Source organism: Micromonospora sp. AMSO1212t, assembly GCF_008868145.1.
Lineage (GTDB): Bacteria > Actinomycetota > Actinomycetes > Mycobacteriales > Micromonosporaceae > Micromonospora > Micromonospora tulbaghiae.
In genome coordinates, this window is sequence record NZ_WBKS01000058.1 from 15,317 (window position 1) to 33,609 (window position 18,293).

Annotated in this window: 19 protein-coding genes; 17 read left to right on the forward strand and 2 right to left on the reverse strand. The window is 73.2% G+C overall.

All coding sequences use genetic code 11. The features are described from left to right. Positions 1–4 precede the first annotated feature (4 nt). From kynU to F8279_RS16560, 13 genes are all read left to right on the forward strand, one after another. On the forward strand, positions 5–1,345 hold the full coding sequence (gene kynU / locus F8279_RS16500) for a kynureninase (protein WP_151500420.1): 1,341 nt from the start codon (positions 5–7) through the stop codon (positions 1,343–1,345). Further along, entirely contained in the window at positions 1,342–2,679 is a 1,338-nt protein-coding gene (locus F8279_RS16505; protein ID WP_091423108.1) for an NAD(P)/FAD-dependent oxidoreductase, read from the forward strand. Before kynU ends, F8279_RS16505 begins: the two co-directional genes overlap by 4 nt. A gap of 20 nt (positions 2,680–2,699) precedes the next feature. Beyond that, positions 2,700–4,181, forward strand: a complete 1,482-nt coding sequence (locus F8279_RS16510; RefSeq protein WP_151500427.1) for a 2-hydroxymuconic semialdehyde dehydrogenase — start codon at positions 2,700–2,702, stop codon at positions 4,179–4,181. A gap of 56 nt (positions 4,182–4,237) precedes the next feature. After that, positions 4,238–5,035 carry a 2-keto-4-pentenoate hydratase gene (locus F8279_RS16515; protein WP_091423112.1) on the forward strand — a complete coding sequence of 266 codons (798 nt, stop codon included), beginning with the start codon at positions 4,238–4,240 and terminating at the stop codon, positions 5,033–5,035. Beyond that, positions 5,032–5,967 (forward strand): acetaldehyde dehydrogenase (acetylating), encoded by a 936-nt coding sequence (locus F8279_RS16520; protein ID WP_151500421.1) that lies wholly within the window; start codon positions 5,032–5,034, stop codon positions 5,965–5,967. Before F8279_RS16515 ends, F8279_RS16520 begins: the two co-directional genes overlap by 4 nt. Further along, positions 5,964–7,022, forward strand: coding sequence for a 4-hydroxy-2-oxovalerate aldolase (dmpG, locus tag F8279_RS16525; protein WP_151500422.1), 1,059 nt, complete (start codon positions 5,964–5,966; stop codon positions 7,020–7,022). Before F8279_RS16520 ends, dmpG begins: the two co-directional genes overlap by 4 nt. Then, entirely contained in the window at positions 7,019–7,792 is a 774-nt protein-coding gene (locus F8279_RS16530) for a 2-keto-4-pentenoate hydratase (protein ID WP_151500423.1), read from the forward strand. Before dmpG ends, F8279_RS16530 begins: the two co-directional genes overlap by 4 nt. Beyond that, positions 7,789–8,214 carry a RidA family protein gene (locus tag F8279_RS16535; protein WP_151500424.1) on the forward strand — a complete coding sequence of 142 codons (426 nt, stop codon included), beginning with the start codon at positions 7,789–7,791 and terminating at the stop codon, positions 8,212–8,214. The genes F8279_RS16530 and F8279_RS16535 overlap by 4 nt, the downstream gene beginning before the upstream one ends. After that, positions 8,207–8,731: a 3-hydroxyanthranilate 3,4-dioxygenase gene (locus F8279_RS16540; protein WP_091423133.1), complete on the forward strand. Its 525-nt coding sequence runs from the start codon at positions 8,207–8,209 to the stop codon at positions 8,729–8,731. The genes F8279_RS16535 and F8279_RS16540 overlap by 8 nt, the downstream gene beginning before the upstream one ends. Positions 8,732–8,734: 3 nt before the next feature. After that, a complete protein-coding gene (locus F8279_RS16545) occupies positions 8,735–9,730 on the forward strand; it encodes an amidohydrolase family protein (RefSeq protein WP_091423137.1) in 996 nt (331 codons plus the stop codon). 139 nt (positions 9,731–9,869) lie between these two features. Then, positions 9,870–11,342: an amidase gene (locus F8279_RS16550; protein ID WP_151500425.1), complete on the forward strand. Its 1,473-nt coding sequence runs from the start codon at positions 9,870–9,872 to the stop codon at positions 11,340–11,342. Positions 11,343–11,412: 70 nt separating this feature from the next. After that, positions 11,413–11,697, forward strand: a complete 285-nt coding sequence (locus F8279_RS16555; RefSeq protein ID WP_091423144.1) for a hypothetical protein — start codon at positions 11,413–11,415, stop codon at positions 11,695–11,697. Next, positions 11,684–12,097, forward strand: coding sequence for a DUF5130 family protein (locus tag F8279_RS16560; protein WP_091423148.1), 414 nt, complete (start codon positions 11,684–11,686; stop codon positions 12,095–12,097). Before F8279_RS16555 ends, F8279_RS16560 begins: the two co-directional genes overlap by 14 nt. A 107-nt stretch (positions 12,098–12,204) precedes the next feature. Here the strand turns inward: F8279_RS16560 and pepN are convergent, their stop codons facing one another. Continuing rightward, positions 12,205–14,751: an aminopeptidase N gene (pepN, locus tag F8279_RS16565; protein WP_192580711.1), complete on the reverse strand. Its 2,547-nt coding sequence runs from the start codon at positions 14,749–14,751 to the stop codon at positions 12,205–12,207. Between the two features lie 226 nt (positions 14,752–14,977). On the opposite strand from pepN, the gene F8279_RS16570 reads away from it, so the two are divergent. The 4 genes from F8279_RS16570 to F8279_RS16585 all read left to right on the forward strand — a co-directional run bounded on the left by F8279_RS16570 (position 14,978) and on the right by F8279_RS16585 (position 17,886). Further along, positions 14,978–15,601: a disulfide bond formation protein DsbA gene (locus F8279_RS16570; protein ID WP_091423154.1), complete on the forward strand. Its 624-nt coding sequence runs from the start codon at positions 14,978–14,980 to the stop codon at positions 15,599–15,601. Positions 15,602–15,744: 143 nt separating this feature from the next. Further along, positions 15,745–16,056: a hypothetical protein gene (locus F8279_RS16575; RefSeq protein WP_225853302.1), complete on the forward strand. Its 312-nt coding sequence runs from the start codon at positions 15,745–15,747 to the stop codon at positions 16,054–16,056. Positions 16,057–16,143: 87 nt separating this feature from the next. Then, positions 16,144–17,343, forward strand: coding sequence for a DUF1015 family protein (locus F8279_RS16580; RefSeq protein WP_091423160.1), 1,200 nt, complete (start codon positions 16,144–16,146; stop codon positions 17,341–17,343). A gap of 72 nt (positions 17,344–17,415) precedes the next feature. Next, positions 17,416–17,886: a ribose-5-phosphate isomerase gene (locus tag F8279_RS16585; RefSeq protein WP_091423165.1), complete on the forward strand. Its 471-nt coding sequence runs from the start codon at positions 17,416–17,418 to the stop codon at positions 17,884–17,886. A 16-nt stretch (positions 17,887–17,902) separates the two neighbouring features. On the opposite strand, the gene F8279_RS16590 is transcribed toward F8279_RS16585, so the two are convergent. Then, complete coding sequence (locus tag F8279_RS16590; protein ID WP_091423167.1) at positions 17,903–18,289, reverse strand: hypothetical protein; 387 nt, start codon at positions 18,287–18,289, stop codon at positions 17,903–17,905. Positions 18,290–18,293 lie beyond the last annotated feature (4 nt).

Genomic DNA, 18,293 nt, shown 5'->3' on the forward strand with positions numbered 1-18,293 from the left:
CAGCATGCACACCCCCGAGAACGAAGCCCTCCGCCGCGACGCCGCCGACCCCGGCCACCGGCACCTGTTCCACGTCCCACCCGCCGACGGCGGGCGCTACCCCGACACGGCGTACCTGGCCGGCAACTCGCTCGGCCTCCAGCCGCGGGCCACCCGGGACGAACTCCTCGCCGACCTGGACGCCTGGAGTCGCCTGGGCGTGGAGGGGCACCTGGAGTCGGAGCGGCCCTGGCTGCCGTACCACGAGCTGCTGACCGCACCGGCCGCCCGCCTGGTCGGCGCGCTGCCCGCGGAGACCGTGGTAATGAACTCCCTCACGGTCAACCTGCACCTGCTGATGGTCAGCTTCTACCGGCCGGCCGGCGAGCGCACCCGCATCGTCATCGAGGACAGCGCGTTCCCCTCGGACAGCTACGCCGTGCGCAGCCAGGCCCGCTTCCACGGGCTGGACCCGGACACCACAGTGGTACGCCTCAAGCCGCGCCCCGGCTCCGACACGCTCGGCACCGAGGACGTGCTGGACTTCCTGGCCCGCGAGGGCCACACGGTGGCGCTGCTGATGCTCGGCGGCGTGAACTACCTGACCGGCGAGCTGATGGACATCCCCACCATCACCGCGGCCGGCCGGGCCGCGGGCGCGGTGGTCGGCTGGGACCTGGCGCACGCCGCGGGCAACGTGCCGCTGGCGCTGCACGACTGGGACGTCGACTTCGCCGCCTGGTGCTCGTACAAGTACCTCAACTCCGGCCCGGGTGCGCTGGGCGGCGTCTTCGTCCACGAGCGGCACCTCGGCGACCGGTCGATCCAGCGCTTCGAGGGCTGGTGGAGCACCGAGGCGGCCACCCGGTTCGAGATGACCCCGGTGTCCCGGCCGCCGGCCACCGTCGAGGCGTGGCAGATCTCCAACCCGCCGATCTTCGCGATGGGCCCGGTGCGTACGTCGCTGGAGCTGTTCGACTCCGTCGGCATGCCGGCGCTGCGCGAGCGCAGCCTGCGGCTGACCGCCTGGCTGGAGCAGCTGCTCGACGAGGTGACACCCGGTCGCCCGCTCACAGTGGTCACCCCGCGTGATCCGGCCCGCCGCGGCTGCCAGCTCTCCGTGCGTATCGGCGTGAGCGCGAGGAGTGAGCCGGGTCTGCGAGCCCCGCAGTCGCGAACGGAAGGCGGCTGGGTGGGCAGCGCGAACGAGCTGACCAAGCGGCTGCGGCACGAGCACGGCGTCGTCGCCGACGCCCGGGAGCCGGACATCGTCCGGTTCGCGCCGGTGCCGCTCTACTCCACGTACCACGACTGCTGGCGGGTCGCCGAGGCGCTGGCGGCGACGTTCGAGAAGGAGGGCTCGTGAGCGCGAGGAGTGAGCGCGACGAGATCGCGGTGGTCGGCGCCGGGCTGGCCGGCTGCCTGCTGGCCTGCTACCTGGCCCGGCGCGGCTACCCGGTGGCCCTCTACGAGCGGCGGCCCGACCCGCGTACCGGCACCGTCGAGCGGGGCCGGTCGATCAACCTGGCGTTGTCCGAGCGCGGCCTGGACGCGCTGCGCCGCATCGGCCTGGAGGACGAGGTGATGGCGGACGCGCTGCCGATGCGCGGCCGCATGATCCACCCGGTCGAGGGCGAGCCGGAGTTCCAGTCGTACAGCGGCTCCGGGGACCGGGCGATCAACTCGATCAGCCGGGGCGCGCTGAACAACGCGCTGCTCGACGCCGCCGCCGCGCTGCCGAACGTGCGCGTCGCGTTCGACCACCGGCTGGTCGGGCTCGACCCGCTCGGCGGCGAGATGACGTTCGAGACGCCGCAGGGCAAGGTCACCGCCACCGCCTCGGTCGTCCTCGGTGCCGACGGCGCCGGCTCCGCGGTGCGCGGGCAACTGCTCGCGTACGGGGGCCTGACCGAGAGCCTGGACTTCCTCGACTACGGCTACAAGGAGCTGACCATCCCGCCGCTGGGCGGGGAGTTCGCGCTCGACCCGGGCGCGCTGCACATCTGGCCGCGCGGCACCTCGATGATGATCGCGCTGCCGAACCCGGACCGCTCCTTCACCTGCACGCTGTTCTGGCCCACCCACGGCACGCGCAGCTTCGCGTCGCTGAGCAGCCCGGCGGCGATCGAGCAGTTCTTCGCCACCCACTACCCGGACCTGGTCCCGCTCGCGCCGAACCTGGTCGACGACTACCAGCACAACCCGGTCGGTGTGCTCGGCACGGTGCGCTGCACGCCGTGGCAGGTGGCCGGGACGGTCGGCCTGATCGGCGACGCCGCGCACGCCATCGTGCCGTTCTACGGCCAGGGTGCGAACTGCGCGTTCGAGGACGTGGTCGAGCTGGACCGCTGCCTCGACGAGTGCGACGACGAGTGGGCGGCCGCGCTGCCGCTGTTCCAGCACCGCCGCCAGGAGAACGCGGAGGCGATCGCCCGGATGGCGCTGGCGAACTTCGTGGAGATGCGGGACAAGGTCGCCTCGCCGGTGTTCCGCACCCGCAAGCAGGTCGAGCACGCGCTGGAACGGGCGCTGCCGGGCCGCTACGTCTCCCAGTACGAGCTGGTCTCGTTCTCCACCACCCCGTACGCGCAGGTGCGCCGCCGGGTGCGCGCGCAGTACGCGGTGGTCGGCGCGGTAGCGGCCGGCGCGGTCGCGCTGCTGGCCGGTGGTGTCCGCGCGGCGCTGGGGCGGCGGCGATGACGCTCTGGGATCCCCGGCTGATGACCGGGCACGCGCCGGACGGCCCCGGCCTGCTGCGCAACTTCGTCGGCGGCGAGTTCGTCGACGCCGGTTCCCGGTTCACCAAGCGCAGCCCGGTCACCGGCGAGCCGGTGTTCGAGGTGGTCGAGGCGTCGCAGTCGACTGTGGACGACGCGGTCGCCGCGGCCCGGTCGGCGCTGCGCGGCCCGTGGGGCCGGATGGGGGAGCGGGAACGCGCCGAGGTGCTGCGCCGGGTCGCCGATGAGCTGGAACGGCGCTTCGACGATCTGGTCGCGGCCGAGGTCGCGGACACCGGCAAGGCCATCTCGCAGGCCCGTACGCTCGACATCCCGCGCGGCGCGGCCAACTTCCGGGCGTTCGCCGAGATCGTGGCGACAGCGCCGACGGAGTCGTTCACCACTGTCACCCCGGCCGGGGGCCGGGCGCTCAACTACGCGGTCCGCAAGCCGGTCGGCGTGGTCGCTGTCATCGTGCCGTGGAACCTGCCGCTGCTGCTGCTCACCTGGAAGGTCGCCCCGGCCCTGGCCTGCGGCAACGCCGTGGTGGTCAAGCCCAGCGAGGAGACCCCCGCCTCGGCCACGCTGCTGGCCGAGGTGATGGCCGCGGCGGGCGTGCCCGACGGCGTGTTCAACCTGGTGCACGGCTTCGGGCCCGGCTCGGCCGGCGAGCACCTGACCCGGCACCCGGGCGTGGACGCGATCACGTTCACCGGCGAGTCGGCCACCGGCAGCGCGATCATGCGCGCCGCCGCCGACGGGGTGAAGGCGGTCAGCTTCGAGCTGGGTGGCAAGAACGCCGGCCTGGTGTTCGCCGACGCCGACCTGGACGCGGCGGTCGCCGGTTCGGTGCGGTCCAGCTTCACCAACGGCGGCCAGGTGTGCCTGTGCACCGAGCGCATCTACGTGCAGCGGCCGGTGTTCGAGGAGTTCACCGCGCGGCTGGCCGAGCGCGCCGACGAGCTGGCGTACGGCTGGCCGGACGACGAGGCGACGGCGAACATGCCGCTCATCTCGCACGGGCACTGCGACAAGGTGCTCGGCCACTACGCGCTGGCCCGCACCGAGGGCGCCGAGGTCCGCGCGGGAGGCGGCACGCCGCGCTTCGGCGACGCCCGCGACGGCGGGGCGTACGTGCAGCCGACGGTGCTCACCGGACTCGGCCCGGACGCCCGCACCAACCAGGAGGAGATCTTCGGCCCGGTGGTGCACGTCGCGCCGTTCGACGACGAGGACGAGGCGTTCGCGCTGGCCAATGGCACCGCCTACGGCCTGGCGGCGACGGTGTGGACGCGGGACGTGGGCCGGGCGCACCGGGCCGGCGCCCGGCTCGACGCCGGCATCGTCTGGGTCAACACCTGGTTCCTGCGCGATCTGCGCACCCCGTTCGGCGGGGTGAAGGCGTCAGGGGTGGGCCGCGAGGGCGGCGTGCACTCGCTCGACTTCTACTCGGAACTCACCAACGTCTGTGTGGACCTGTCATGAGCGCGCGTGGTGGGCAGAATGGCCGGAATCCCCAGCGACGTAAGCGAGGAGCCGCCATGACCGTGGACATCGAGGCCGCCAACCGGGAACTGGCAGTGGCCCGGCAGGACGGGAAGCCCTGCCCGCCGCTGCGCGGCCGGCTGCTGCCCGAGGGCGACATCGAGGCCGCGTACCAGGTGCAGCAGGTCTACACCCGGCAGCGGCTGGGCAAGGGACACCGCCGCGTCGGCGCGAAGATCGGCCTGACGTCGCGGACCGTCCAGGAGAGCTTCGGCGTCTTCCAGCCCGACTTCGGGGTGCTCTTCGACGACATGGCCGTCGGCGACGGCGTCGAGGTGCCGATCGACCGGCTGCTCCAGCCGCGGGTGGAGGCGGAGATCGCCTTCGTGCTCGGCGCGGACCTGCCGGACGAGCGGGTCACCACTGTCGACCTGATCCGCGCGGTGGACCACGTGCTGCCGGCCATCGAGATCGTCGACTCGCGGATCGCGGACTGGGACATCTCCATCGTGGACACGGTGGCGGACAACGCCTCCAGCGGACTGTTCGTGCTCGGCACCGCGCCCCGGCGGCTCGCCGACGTCGACCTGCGGCTGTGCGGCATGGTGCTGGAGCACGCCGGTGAGCCGGTCTCGGTCGGCGCGGGTGCGGCCTGCCTCGGCAATCCACTGCACGCGTTGCAGTGGCTGGCCGGCACGATGGCCCGCGCCGGTGACCCGCTGCGGGCCGGCGACGTGGTGCTCTCCGGCGCGCTCGGCCCGATGGTGCCGGTCACGCCCGGCGCGGCGTACGAGGCGCGCATCTCCGGGCTCGGTTCGGTGCGTACCTGTTTCTCGAAGGAGGCCACCTCATGAGCGTCGGAGTGGCGGTGCTCGGGTCGGGCAACATCGGCACCGACCTGATGATCAAGGTGCTGCGGCTCAGTGAGAGCCTGCGCATGGTGGCGATGGCCGGCATCGACCCGGCCTCGGACGGTCTGGCCCGGGCCCGCCGGCTCGGCGTGACCACCACCGCCGAGGGCGTCGACGGCCTGGTGGCGCTGCCCGAGTTCGCCGACGTCCAGCTGGTCTTCGACGCCACCTCGGCCGGCGCGCACAAGCGTCACGACGAGGTGCTGCGGGCGCACGGCCGCACGGTGGTCGACCTGACGCCCGCCGCGATCGGCCCGTACGTGGTGCCGCCGGTGAACCTCGACGAGCACCTGGGCGAGCCGAACGTCAACATGGTGACCTGCGGCGGGCAGGCCACGGTGCCGATCGTGCACGCGGTCGGCCGGGTCACCCCCGTCGCGTACGGGGAGATCGTCGCCTCGATCGCGTCGAAGTCGGCCGGGCCCGGCACCCGGGCCAACATCGACGAGTTCACCGAGACGACCGCCCGCGCCATCGAGGTGGTCGGCGGCGCCGAGCGCGGCAAGGCCATCATCGTGCTGAACCCGGCCGACCCGCCGCTGCTGATGCGCGACACGGTCTACTGCCTGTGCCCGGACGCGGACGCCGACCGGGGCGCGATCGCCGCCTCGGTGGCCGACATGGTGAAGGCCGTGCAGGAGTACGTGCCCGGCTACCGGCTCAAGCAGGACGTGCAGTTCGACGCTGTGGACACGTACGCGCCGGTGCTCGGCCGGCACTTCACCGGCCTGCAGGTGTCGGTGTTCCTGGAGGTCTCCGGCGCCGGGCACTACCTGCCCGCGTACGCCGGGAACCTGGACATCATGACGTCGGCCGCGCTGCGTACCGCGGAGCGGCTGGTGGCGCTGCGCGCGACGGAGGTGAGTGCGCGATGACCGACCTCTACATCCAGGACGTGACGCTGCGCGACGGTATGCACGCCATCGGGCACCGCTACACGGTCGACCAGGTGCGTACCGTCGCCGCCGCGCTCGACGGGGCCGGCGTGGCCGCGGTCGAGGTGGCGCACGGCGACGGCCTGGCCGGCTCCAGCGTCAACTACGGGCACGGCGCCGCCGCCGACGCGGACTGGATCGCCGCCGCCGCCGAGGTGCTCACCACCGCCCGGCTCACCACGCTGCTGCTGCCGGGCATCGGCACCATCGCGGACCTGAAGGCGGCGAAGGCGCTCGGCGTGACGAGCGTCCGGATCGCCACGCACTGCACCGAGGCGGACATCTCCGCCCAGCACATCGCCTGGGCCCGGGAGAACGACATGGACGTCTCCGGGTTCCTGATGATGTCGCACCTCAACGACCCGGCCGGGCTGGCCGCGCAGGCCAAGCTGATGGAGTCGTACGGCGCGCACTGCGTCTACGTCACCGACTCCGGCGGCCGGCTGCTGATGTCGGACGTGGCGCAGCGCGTCGACGCGTACCGGCAGGTGCTGGAGCCGGAGACGCAGATCGGCATCCACGCGCACCACAACCTGTCGCTCGGTGTGGCGAACAGCGTGCTGGCGGTCGAGCACGGCCGGATCCTCGGCGACGGCCCGCTCGGCTCACCGTCCGGCCGGACCGTCCGGGTGGACGCGTCGCTCGCCGGCATGGGTGCGGGCGCGGGCAACGCGCCGCTGGAGGTCTTCGTCGCGGTCGCCGAGCTGCACGGCTGGAAGCACGGCTGCGACGTGTTCGCGTTGATGGACGCCGCCGACGACCTGGTCCGCCCACTGCAGGACCGACCGGTCCAGGTCGACCGGGAGACGCTCTCCCTGGGGTACGCGGGCGTCTACTCCAGCTTCCTGCGTCACGCCGAGCGGGCCTCGGCCAAGTACGGAGTGGACGTCCGCTCGATCCTGGTCGAGCTGGGCCGTCGCCGGATGGTCGGCGGCCAGGAGGACATGATCGTGGACGTGGCACTGGACCTGGCGGCTAAGGAGAACAACTCATGATCGGGCCGGACATCGCCGGCATCGCGGAGAAGCTGGGCGCGGCGGCCGACGACGCCACCGCGATCCCGCAGCTCGCCGCCGAGACCGGCCTCGACGTCGACACCGCGTACGCGGTGCAGACCGCGCTGGTGCAGCGCCGCCTCGACCGGGGTGAGCGGCTGGTCGGCCTCAAGATGGGGCTCACCAGCAAGGCCAAGATGGCGCAGGTCGGCGTGGACGAGGTGATCTGGGGCCGGCTGACCGACGTGATGCGGGTGCCCGACGGCGGCGGCGTCGACGTCGGCGACTTCATCCACCCCCGGGTCGAGCCGGAGGTGGCGTTCCTGCTGGACCGGCTGCCCGACCCGGGCGAACCGGTCGGCTCGTTCACCCGGGCCGTGCGCGCTGTCGCCCCGGCCATCGAGCTGATCGACTCCCGGTACGCGAACTTCACCTTCTCGCTGCCGGACGTGATCGCCGACAACACCTCGGCCGCCGCGTTCGTGGTGGGGCCGTGGTCGCCGGTGCCGGACGGGCTGGACAACCTCGGCGTGCTGCTGGAGATCGACGGGCGGGTGGCGCAGGTCGGTTCGACCGCTGCCATCCTCGGCGACCCGCGCCGCGCGCTGGACGAGGGCCTGCGGCTGGCCGGCCGGCACGGCGTCCGGCTGCGCAAGGGCTGGGTGTTCCTGGCCGGCGCGGCCACCGCCGCGGTGCCGCTGCGTCCCGGCGCACACGTGCGGGCCACAGTGGAGAAGCTCGGGTCCGCCTCCCTGAAGGCCCTGCCATGACCGGCCGCGTGGTGGCCGGGAAGGCCGTGCCGCGGGGCGCGTTCCCGCACGTCAAGGTGGCCGGCGGGTTCGTCTTCGTCTCCGGTACGTCGTCGCGCCGGCCGGACAACACGTTCGCCGGGGTGTCGGTGGACGAGTTCGGCACCACCGACCTGGACATCCGGGAGCAGACCCGGGCCGTGGTCGAGAACATCCGCGACCTGCTCCGCTCGGTCGGCGCCGACCTGAGCGACCTGGTGCAGGTCACCAGCTACCTGGTCAACATGAACGACTTCGGCGGCTACAACGAGGTGTGGGCGGAGTTCTTCGACGCCACCGGGCCGACCCGGACCACAGTCGCCGTGCACCAGCTTCCGCACCCGCATCTGCTGATCGAGATGCAGGCCGTCGCCCTACTTCCGTCGGGAGGTTCCCATGAGTGAGATCGCCGAGCCGTTCAGCTTCTCCGGCTGGATCGGCGAGAACCAGCACCTGCTCAAGCCCCCGGTGGGCAACAAGGAGATGCTGCCCGGCAGCGACGACTTCATCGTCATGGTGGTGGGTGGTCCGAACCAGCGTACGGACTTCCACGTCGACCCGTACGAGGAGTTCTTCTACCAGGTCAAGGGCAACATGCACATCAACCTGATGCTGCCGGAGGGCCCGCGTACGGTGCACGTGCGCGAGGGGCAGATGTGGATGCTGCCGCGCAACACCCCGCACTCGCCGCAGCGTCCCGAGGCCGGCTCGATCGGCATGGTGATCGAGCGGGTCCGCGAGGAGGGCACGCTGGAGAAGTTCCAGTGGTACTGCGGCGAGTGCAACCACAAGGTGCACGAGGTGGAGCTGCAGGTCCGCGACATCGCCGCCGACCTGCCTCCGGTCTTCGCCGCGTTCTACGCCGACGAGAAGGCCCGCACCTGCGACAACTGCGGCGCGCTGCACCCGGGCAAGGGCTGACGCGTGCCGGTCGTGGACGTGCACACGCACGTCGTACCGAAGGGTTGGCCGGACCTCGCCGCGGCGTGCGGCGGGTCCGGCTGGCCCTGGCTGCGGGTGGACTCCGAGCGCGCCGCCATGATCATGGTGGGGGAGACGGAGTTCCGCCCGATCGGCGCCCCGTGCTGGGACGCGCCGACCCGGCTGACCGACATGGACGCCGACGGCGTGGACGTGCAGGTCGTCTCGCCCACCCCGGTGTTCTTCAGCTACGACCGCCCGGCCGACCAGGCGGTCAAGGTGGCCCGGATCTTCAACGACCTCACGCTGGAGGTCACCGCCGCCGGCGGCGGCCGGCTGGTGCCGTTCTGCCAGGTGCCGTTGCAGGACCCGGACGCGGCCTGCGCCGAGCTGGACCGCTGCCTGTCGGCGGGGCACGCCGGCGTCGAGATCGGTAACCACGTCGGTGACCGGGATCTGGACGACGAGGGCATCGTGCAGTTCCTCACCCACTGCGCCGAGGTCGGCGCGCCGGTCTTCGTGCATCCGTGGGACATGCCCGGCGGCCCCCGGCTGGACCGGTGGATGGCGCGCTGGCTGACCGGGATGCCGGCCGAGACGCACCTGTCGGTGCTCGCCCTGATCCTCGGCGGCGTGTTCGACCGGGTGCCGGAGACGCTGCGGATCTGCTTCGCGCACGGCGGCGGCAGCTTCCCGTTCTGGCTGGGCCGCGCCGACAACGCCTGGCACCGCCGTGGCGACCTGGTACGCGGCGCGTCCAGCGCACCGCCCAGCTCCTACGTCGACCGGTTCCACGTGGACTCGGTGGTCTTCGAACCGGCCGCGCTGCGGCTGCTGGTGGACACCATGGGCGCCGAGCGGGTGCTGCTCGGCAGCGACTACCCGTACCCGCTGGGGGAGCGGCCGGTCGGCCAGGTGGTGCACCGGGCGGACTTCCTCACCGACGCGCAGCGGGACGCGCTGCTCGGCGGCAACGCGCTGCGTTTCCTCGGCCGCTGACGGCCGGCGCGAATGCGTCAGTCGTCCCGAGCCGACGGACGCATTCCGAACCGCTGATGTCAGCCGGACACGGACCCGACGGCCGCCCGCCGGACGTGTCGCCCGGCCTCCGGGCCGCCGGACCGGCAGGATGGACGGCATGGCCGAGCCGCACGACCTGACCGCGCTGGAACAGGCCGCCGCGATCCGCCGGGGCGAGCTGTCCAGCCTGGAACTGGTCGAGCACCACCTGCGCCGGGTCGAAGCGCTCGGCGACACCGTCGGCGCTTTCGTCACGGTCACCGCCGACCGGGCCCGGACCGCCGCCCGTGCCGCCGACGCGCTCGCGGCCGAGGAACGCGGCCCGCTGCACGGGGTGCCGACCGCGATCAAGGACCTCACGCTCACCGCCGGGGTGCGGACCACCTTCGGCTCGGCCGCCTTCGCCGACTTCGTCCCGCCGGTCGACGCCGACGTGGTGCGCCTCCTGGCCGACGCCGGCCTGGTCAGCCTCGGCAAGACCACCACCTCCGAACTCGGCTGCTCGCTCTACTCCGAGGGGCTGGTGGCACCGCCGGCCCGCAACCCGTGGGATCTCGCGTACACCGCGGGCGGGTCAAGCGGCGGCGCGGCGGCGGCGGTCGCCGCCGGGCTCGTGCCGGTGGCGCAGGGCTCCGACGGCAGCGGCTCGCTGCGTATCCCGGCCGCGCTCTGCGGCCTGGTCGGCTACAAGCCGAGCCGGGGCATGGTCTCCGGCGGGCCGCTCGGCTTCGGCGGCTTCGGGCTGCCGGTGAACGGGCCGATCGGCCGTACCGTCGCCGACGTGGCCGCGCTGCTCGACGTGCTCGCCCGCCCGGTGCCCGGCGAACCGTACCTGCCGCCGGCCGCGCCCGCCGGCGGGTACCTCGGCGTCACCCGCGCCGCCCACGCCACCGGCCCCGGCCGGCTGCGCGTCGGCCGCTTCACCACGCCGATGCTCGCCGACGAACCGGTCCACCCGGACTGCGTCGCCGCCGTCGACCGGGCCGCCGCGCTGCTCACCGACGCCGGCCACGAGGTGGTCGACGTCCCCGCGCCGCTCGGCCACGAGGCGTGGCCGCTGTTCGAGACCGTCTGGTACGCGCTGGCGGTCACCCCGGTCCCGGCCGGGCGCGAGGGCGACCTGCTGCCGCTGACCCGGTTCCTGCGCGAGCGCGGCGAGGCGCTCGGCGCGGCCCGGCTGATGGCCGCGCTCGGCGAACTCCAGGCGCAGGTACGCCGTGGCGTACGCCGTACCGCCGGTTGTGACCTGCTGCTCTGCCCGACGCTCGCGACCCCGCAGGCGCCGGTGGGCGCGTTCACCGCCCTCGAACCGGCCGAGGACTTCGACCGGCAGCGGCGCTTCTCGCCGTACTGCGCGGTCTTCAACGTGACGGGCGATCCGTCCGTTTCGCTGCCGGTCGGACGGACCGCCGACGGGCTACCGGTCGGGGTGCTGCTCACCGGCCGGTACGGCGACGACGCGACACTGCTCGCCACTGCCGCGCAGCTGGAGCACCGGAGTGACGGATGGGATCAGCACCCCGCAATCTGGCGGGCCGCCGACTCCGCTAACGTGAACATCACAAGTGACGTGGGACGCGACCGGTCCTGACCGGCCGACCCGCACCATTCCTGGTCTCTCTTTCCGCCTGGGGGCGTTGGGATTGTCTGTTACCGAGACGTTGGTGGTCTTCGTCGGCATCCCGGCCGCCGCGGTGCTGCTGATCGCCGCCCTGGCGGCCGTCGGCAACCGCGGCAACGGTGGCGGCGCGAAGCGCTACCGGCCGGGCCGGCCCTTCGACTTCACTCCGGTCTGGTTCCTGGGCCGTCCGGAGCAGCTGGCCGACTCGGCCGGCACGGCGCTGGCCGCCGGGGCGCAGGCGCCGGCGTTGACCAGCCGCAAGCAGGAGCAGGCCGGCCGGGAGGCGCCGGCCGGTGGAACCGGAGGCGCAAGTGACCGTTGGTGAAGCGCGGCCCACGACGGGGACGGGCACCCCGCCCGACGTGCTGGACGGACCGTTCTCGACCCGTCAGCTGCTCCGCATCGACGAGGCGCTGCGCCTCGCCGACCAGGGCACCGGCCTGGTCTTCTCGGTCTACGTCGGCGGCCTCGACGAGCCGATCCGGGAGCACGCCGAGCGGCTGCACCGCCAGCTCGCCGACCCGGACCGCTCGGTGCTGATCGCGGTGTCGCCCAACCAGCGGCAGCTGGAGATCGTCACCGGCAAGTACGCGCGTAAGCGCATCCCGGACACGTACGCCAAGCTGGCCGCGCTCTCCATGGTGGCCTCCTTCGGCGGCGGCGACCTGGCCGGCGGCATCATCCAGGGCCTCGACCAGCTCGCCAGCCACGCCGGCAAGGGCTGATCCGCCCGCACACACGACGAAGCCCGGCCCGCGCTCACGCGGGCCGGGCTTTCTCGTTCGCCGGCGGCGCAGGGCCCACGACGGCGGCCGGGGCCGGCATGCCTCACTCACGCGCTGCGGGCGTCCCGCTCCCGGGCCTTCAGCGCGCGGACCACGCCGTCGCGGCCCTCGGCCACCAGCCGGCGCAGCGACGCCGGCCGGCCGTCCTGGGCCAGCCACGCGTCGGTGGCCGCGACGGTGTCCTCCTCGACCAGGTACGCCGGGTACGCGAGCTGCACGAACTCCTGCGCCGGCTCGCTGTCGCGCTGCGCCCACACCTGGTCCACGGTGGCGAAGTACCGCTCCCGGTAGGGCGCGGTCAGCTCAACCTGCGCCGGGTGGGTGAAGCCCTGCAACAGCGCCCGGTTGCGCCAGTTGGGCAGCGCGTCCGGGCCGGTGAGCAGCGCCCACACCGCGGCCTTGTTCTCGGCGGTCGGCACCAGCGCGTGCGCGTACGCGGCCTCCCGCTCGCCGCTGGCCGTACGGTCGGCGGCCAGCTCCGCGTCCACGTCGGCGGCACCGGCCGCGCCGTTGGCGACCAGCGACTGGAGCACCGTCCAGCGCAGCTCCGTGTCGACGGTCAGCCCCTCCGGCACGCCGTTGCCGTCCAGCCAGCCGCGCAGCGTGGCCAGGTCCTCGCCGGAGCGGGCCGACGAGGCGTACGCGCGGGCCCAGGCGAGCTGGAAGCCGCTGCCCGGCTCGGCCGCGGCGAGCGCGGTCCGGGCGGTACGGGACAGGTCGGCCCAGCCGGTCGGCGCCCACTCCGGGTCGGCGTAGAACGTGAGCGCGGTGGTCGCCTGCCGAAGCGTGGCCGTGACCAGGTTGATGTCGGTCTCCGCGGTCAGCCCGGCCAGCACCAGCGCCACGTAGTCGCGGGCCGACAGCTCGGCGTCACGGGTCATGTCCCAGGCGGCGGTCCAGCACAGCGCCCGGGCCAGCGACGAGTCGAAGCCGGCGATGTGCTGCACCACAGTGGCCATCGACCGCTCGTCCAGCCGCAGCTTGGCGTAGGTGAGGTCCTCGTCGTTGAGCAGCAGCACGTCGGCGGCGGGCCTGCCGTGCAGCTCGGACAGCTCGGTCAGCTCGCCGGTCACGTCCGTCTCGATCAGCTCGCGGCGCACCAGCCGGCCGTCGGTCAGGTCGTACAGGCCGACGCCGATGCGGTGGGTACGCAGCGTCGGGTAGCCGGCCGGCGCCTCCTGCCGGACCACCACCCGCTCGTACGTGCCGTCGGCGCCGATGGTCACCTCGGGGCGCAACGTGTTGACCTGCGCGGTCTCCAGCCACTGGGCGGCGAACTTGCGCAGCTCCCGGCCGGAGGCCGACTCCAGCTCGGACAGCAGGTCGTCGAAGGTGGCGTTGCCCCAGGCGTGCTTGCCGAAGTAGGCGCGCAGGCCGGCCAGGAACGGCTCCTCACCCACGTACGCGACGAGCTGCTTGAGCACGCTCGCGCCCTTGGCGTACGTGATGCCGTCGAAGTTGACCTCGACGGCCTCCAGGTCCGGCATCTCGCAGTAGACCGGGTGGGTGGAGGAGAGCTGGTCCTGCCGGTAACCCCAGTTCTTGCGGATCGACAGGAACGTGGTCCAGGCGTCGGTGAAGCGGGTGGCGTGCGTGTTGCACCAGTGGCTGGCCCACTCGGCGAACGACTCGTTGAGCCACAGGTCGTTCCACCAGCGCATGGTGACCAGGTCGCCGAACCACATGTGCGCCAGCTCGTGCAGGATCGTGTTGGCGCGCTGCTCGTACTCGAAGTCGGTGACCTGCGACCGGAAGATGTAGTGCGACTCGGCGTGCGTGACGCAGCCGAAGTTCTCCATCGCGCCGGCGTTGAAGTCCGGCACCCAGAGCTGGTCGTACTTGGGCAGCGGGTAGCGCACGCCGAACTTCTCCTGGAAGAAGTCGAAGCCCTGCGTGGTGATCAGGTGCAGGTCGTCGGCGTCCATGTGCGGGGCCATGCTGGCCCGGCAGAAGTAGCCCATGTCGATGCCGTCGTGGGTGTGGCGCACCTCGTGGTACGGCCCGGCGCAGAGCGCGGTGATGTAGGTGCTCATCCGCTCCGAGACGGTGAAGTGCACCGTCTTCAGGCCCTCGCCGGCGGCCTCCTCGCGCTCCACCGGCATGTTCGACACGACCCGCCAGTGGTCCGGCACGGTGGCGTGCCAGGTGTAGACGCTCTTCAGGTCGGGCTGGTCGAAGCAGGCGTAGACCTTCTGCGCGTCGGCGGTCTCGAACTGGCTGTAGAGGTAGGTCTCGCCGTCCACCGGGTCGACGGTGCGGTGCAGGCCCTGCCCGCTGTTGGAGTAGCCGAAGTCGGCGTCGACCACCAGCACGTTCTCGGCGGCCAGGCCGCTGAGCGTGAGTCCCTTCTCGGCGGACCAGCCGGACAGGTCCACCGGCTCGCCGTTGAGCGTGGCCGATCGCACCGATTCGGCGGCTGTCTCGATGAACGTGGTCGCCCCCGGCTCGGCACAGCGGAACCGGACCTCGGTCACCGAGCGGAACGTGCGACCGGTGGGCTGCACCGCGGTCGACAGGTCAAGGCTGATGTCGTACCCGGTCACCTCGAGCAGGCGGGCCCGCTCGGTCGCCTCGACCTGGGTCAGGTTGCGCACTCCCGGCACTGTTCGTCTCCATCCCACTCGTCTCGCCGCGCCCCGCGGCGCCGGTCTTGCCCGGCCGCTCGTGACGGCCCGTCGAGAACCGAGTCTTCCATGCACGGACCGCTCTCGGTGGTCGAGGTCACGCTCTCATTCCGGTACCGGGCGACGGGGTACGGGGTGAGGATCGAGGTGACCGCGCCGGGTCCCCGGCGCGACGATGTCGTGAAGGGAAAACACCGTGACCGAACGTGTCACCGCGGACATGTGGTTCGACCCGCTGTGCCCGTGGGCGTGGATCACCTCCCGTTGGCTGCTGGAGGTCGAGCAGGTCCGGGACGTGGACATCCGGTTCCACGTGATGAGCCTGTCCGTGCTGAACGACGGCCGGGAGGTGTCGGAGGAGTACCGGGACCTGATGCGTGACGGCTGGGGCCCGGTGCGGGTGTGCATCGCCGTCGAGCAGGCGCACGGCGCCGAGGCGCTGGCGAAGCTCTACACCGCGATGGGCACCCGGATCCACCTCGGCAAGGAGGGCCTGGGCCGGGACATGCTGGTGGGCGCGCTCACCGAGGTGGGCCTGGACCCGGCGCTCGCCGACGCGGCCGAGTCCACCCAGTACGACGAGGCGCTGCGGGCCAGCCACGAGGCGGGCATGCGGCCGGTCGGCACCGACGTGGGCACCCCGGTGATCCACGCCCCGGGTCCGGACGGCGGTCAGGTCGCCTTCTTCGGCCCGGTGATCACCCCGGCGCCGAAGGGCGAGGCGGCCGGCCGCCTCTGGGACGGCGTGCTGCTCGTCGCCGGCACCCCCGGCTTCTACGAGCTGAAGCGCACCCGGGAGCAGGGTCCGATCTTCAACTGAGCGCGGGGCGCGACGCGCCCGGGCCCCGCACCGCCCGTCACCGGGCCGGTGCGGGGCTCGTTTCACCGGGTGTCCCAGCCGACGGCCCGCGGGGCCGCAGCACGGCAGCTCCTGGAGGCGTTCCCATGGCCAAGCACCGCCGCATGTCCGACGACGCGCCGCAGCAGGCGACCGAGGACTCCGGTGCGACGTACTGGTCGGTGACCGAGAGCGACTGGCCGGCCGGTCCGGCCGAGGTGGCCGACCTGCTGGCCCCGCCGATCGTGGTCGGCGTGGCCCGGGTGGTGGCCACCTCGCGGATGACACCGCCGGGCGAGACCGTCCGGCCCGGCCGCGCGCCGTCGCGGTCCGGCGCCGCCGCCGGTGCGACGACGGTACGCCTCAACGCCGGCTCCCGCCCCGCCCCGCCGGTGCGCCGCCCCGCCGCGGGCCGGCACCGCAACTCCACCGCCTGAGCCGCCCGGGGCCCGTCGCTATCACCTGGTGGTAAGCGGGTGAGTCCGGCGGCGGCGCCGTTCGGGGCCCGGGTAGCGTCAGCGGACATGACGGTCGTGCATCCGATCACCCGGGCCTGGATCACCACTGGCGGCACCGGCGCGCAGAACTACGACGAGTTCGCCGACGACGCGGAGATCACCTCCATCGTCGAGGCGAATCCGCACAGCGCCCTGGGCATCGAGATGCCCCACCGGGCGCCCGGCAGCCTCGGGAAGTCCTTCCTCGACGCGCTGCCCGACGCGGTGGCGCGCCTGACCGAGGCGAAGGCGGACGGCAGCTACACGCCGGCCGAGCAGGTGGTGGTGCTCTACCGGATCAGCGCGCCGGGCGAGGAGAGCGCGTACGGGCTGTGGGCCATGGTCGACACCGACCAGATCTCCACCCGCGCCGACGAGCCGGGCCTGGTGATCCGCAACGAGGACGTGTTCATCGCCAAGGTGCGTGAGCGCGTCGCCCTGGCCGAGGCGCTCGGTCACCTGCTCTCGCCCGTACTCCTGCTCCAGACCGGCAAGGGCGACGAGCTGCACGCCGCGCTCGCGGCGGCGACCGACGCGGCGGGCGCGCCCGCCGCGACGGACGTCGACCAGTCCGGCCGTACGCACGCGATCTGGCTGCTCGGGCCGGGCCCGGCGCAGGACGAGCTGACCGCGCTGGCCGGCGGCGGGGAGCTGGTGGTCGCGGACGGCAACCACCGCAGCCTGGCCGCGCAGACCGGCGGTTTCCCGCGCTTCCTCTCGGTGATCACCACGCCCGCGTCGGTCGCCATCCAGCCCTACAACCGGCTGGTCAGCGAGCTGACCACCACGCCGGACGAGCTGCTCGACCGGCTGCGCGCGGCGGGCGCGGAGGTCACCCCGGTGGACGGGCCGGTCGACGTCCCGGCGACCGGCGGCGTCGTGCACCTCCACCTCGGCGGCCGGGGGTACGCGGTGACGCTGCCGCACGTCGGCGCCGGCCGGCTGGAGAACCTCGACCACGCGCTCGTCGAGCGCCTGTTGCTGCGCGACGCGCTGGGCCTCGACCCGGGCGACAAGCGGATCACGTACGTGGGCGGCGACTACCCGGCGAGCTGGCTCGTCGGTGAGGTCGACGCCGGCCGGGCCGAGCTGGCGGTCCTCGTCGCGCCGGTGACGGTCGACGACTTCGTCGCGGTGAACCTGGCCCGGGAGAAGATGCCGCGCAAGAGCACCTGGTTCACCCCGAAGGCGCGGGCCGGCCTGGTCGTGGCCGAGCTGCCGCACTGACCGTGTGACGAATCCGCCTCCGGGTCGCCGCCCGCGCGCCGGCCCGGAGGCGGGCCTGTCAGACTGCGCGGTATGCGCGTCTACCTGGGATCCGACCACGCCGGTTTCGAGTTGAAGGTGCACCTCGCCAACCACCTGGCCAAGCAGGGCTACGAGGTGGTCGACGTGGGACCGCACGTCTTCGACCCGGACGACGACTACCCGGCGTTCTGCCTGCACACCGGTGACCGGGTGGTCGGTGACCCGGGCAGCCTCGGCGTGGTGATCGGCGGCTCCGGCAACGGCGAGCAGATCGCCTCGAACAAGGTCGCGGGCGTCCGGGCGGCGCTCGCCTGGAACGTCGACACCGCCCAGCTCGCGCGCGAGCACAACGACGCCAACGTCATCGCGATCGGCGCCCGGCAGCACACGCTGGACGATGCCACCGCGCTCGTCGAGGCGTTCCTGACCACGCCGTTCTCCGGCAACCCCCGGCACAGCCGGCGCATCGAGCAGGTGGCCGCCTACGAGCAGAGCCGCCGCCTGCCCGAGCTGCCCGCCTGAGCGGACACGTCGGGGCTCACCGCCCGTTGCGGGGCAGCTCCTCGCGCGGCACCCAGTTGCGGCGGATGAGCACCACCCGCTGTTCGGCCTCGGCCAGGTCGTCCTCGGTGGGGCGGGCCGCGTCGCGTGCCCGCAGCGCGGCCGTCACGCTCACCTGCGACGAGCCGGAGCCGACCAGCCCGCGCAGCCCGCGCTCGCCCTCCTCGGCGGGCGCGGCGGCGCGGCGTGCCCGGGGCTCCGGCTCGCCCGGCCGGCCACCGCGCGTGGGCCGGGGCGTCACGTCGTCGTGTACGGGTGCGGTGCTGGCGGTGGTCCCGCCGGCGCCGCTGCTGTCGGCGTCGGCCGGGGTGCCGGCCTCGCCGTGATGCCGCAGCCGTCGTCGCCGTCGCTCCGCCTCACCCATCCCC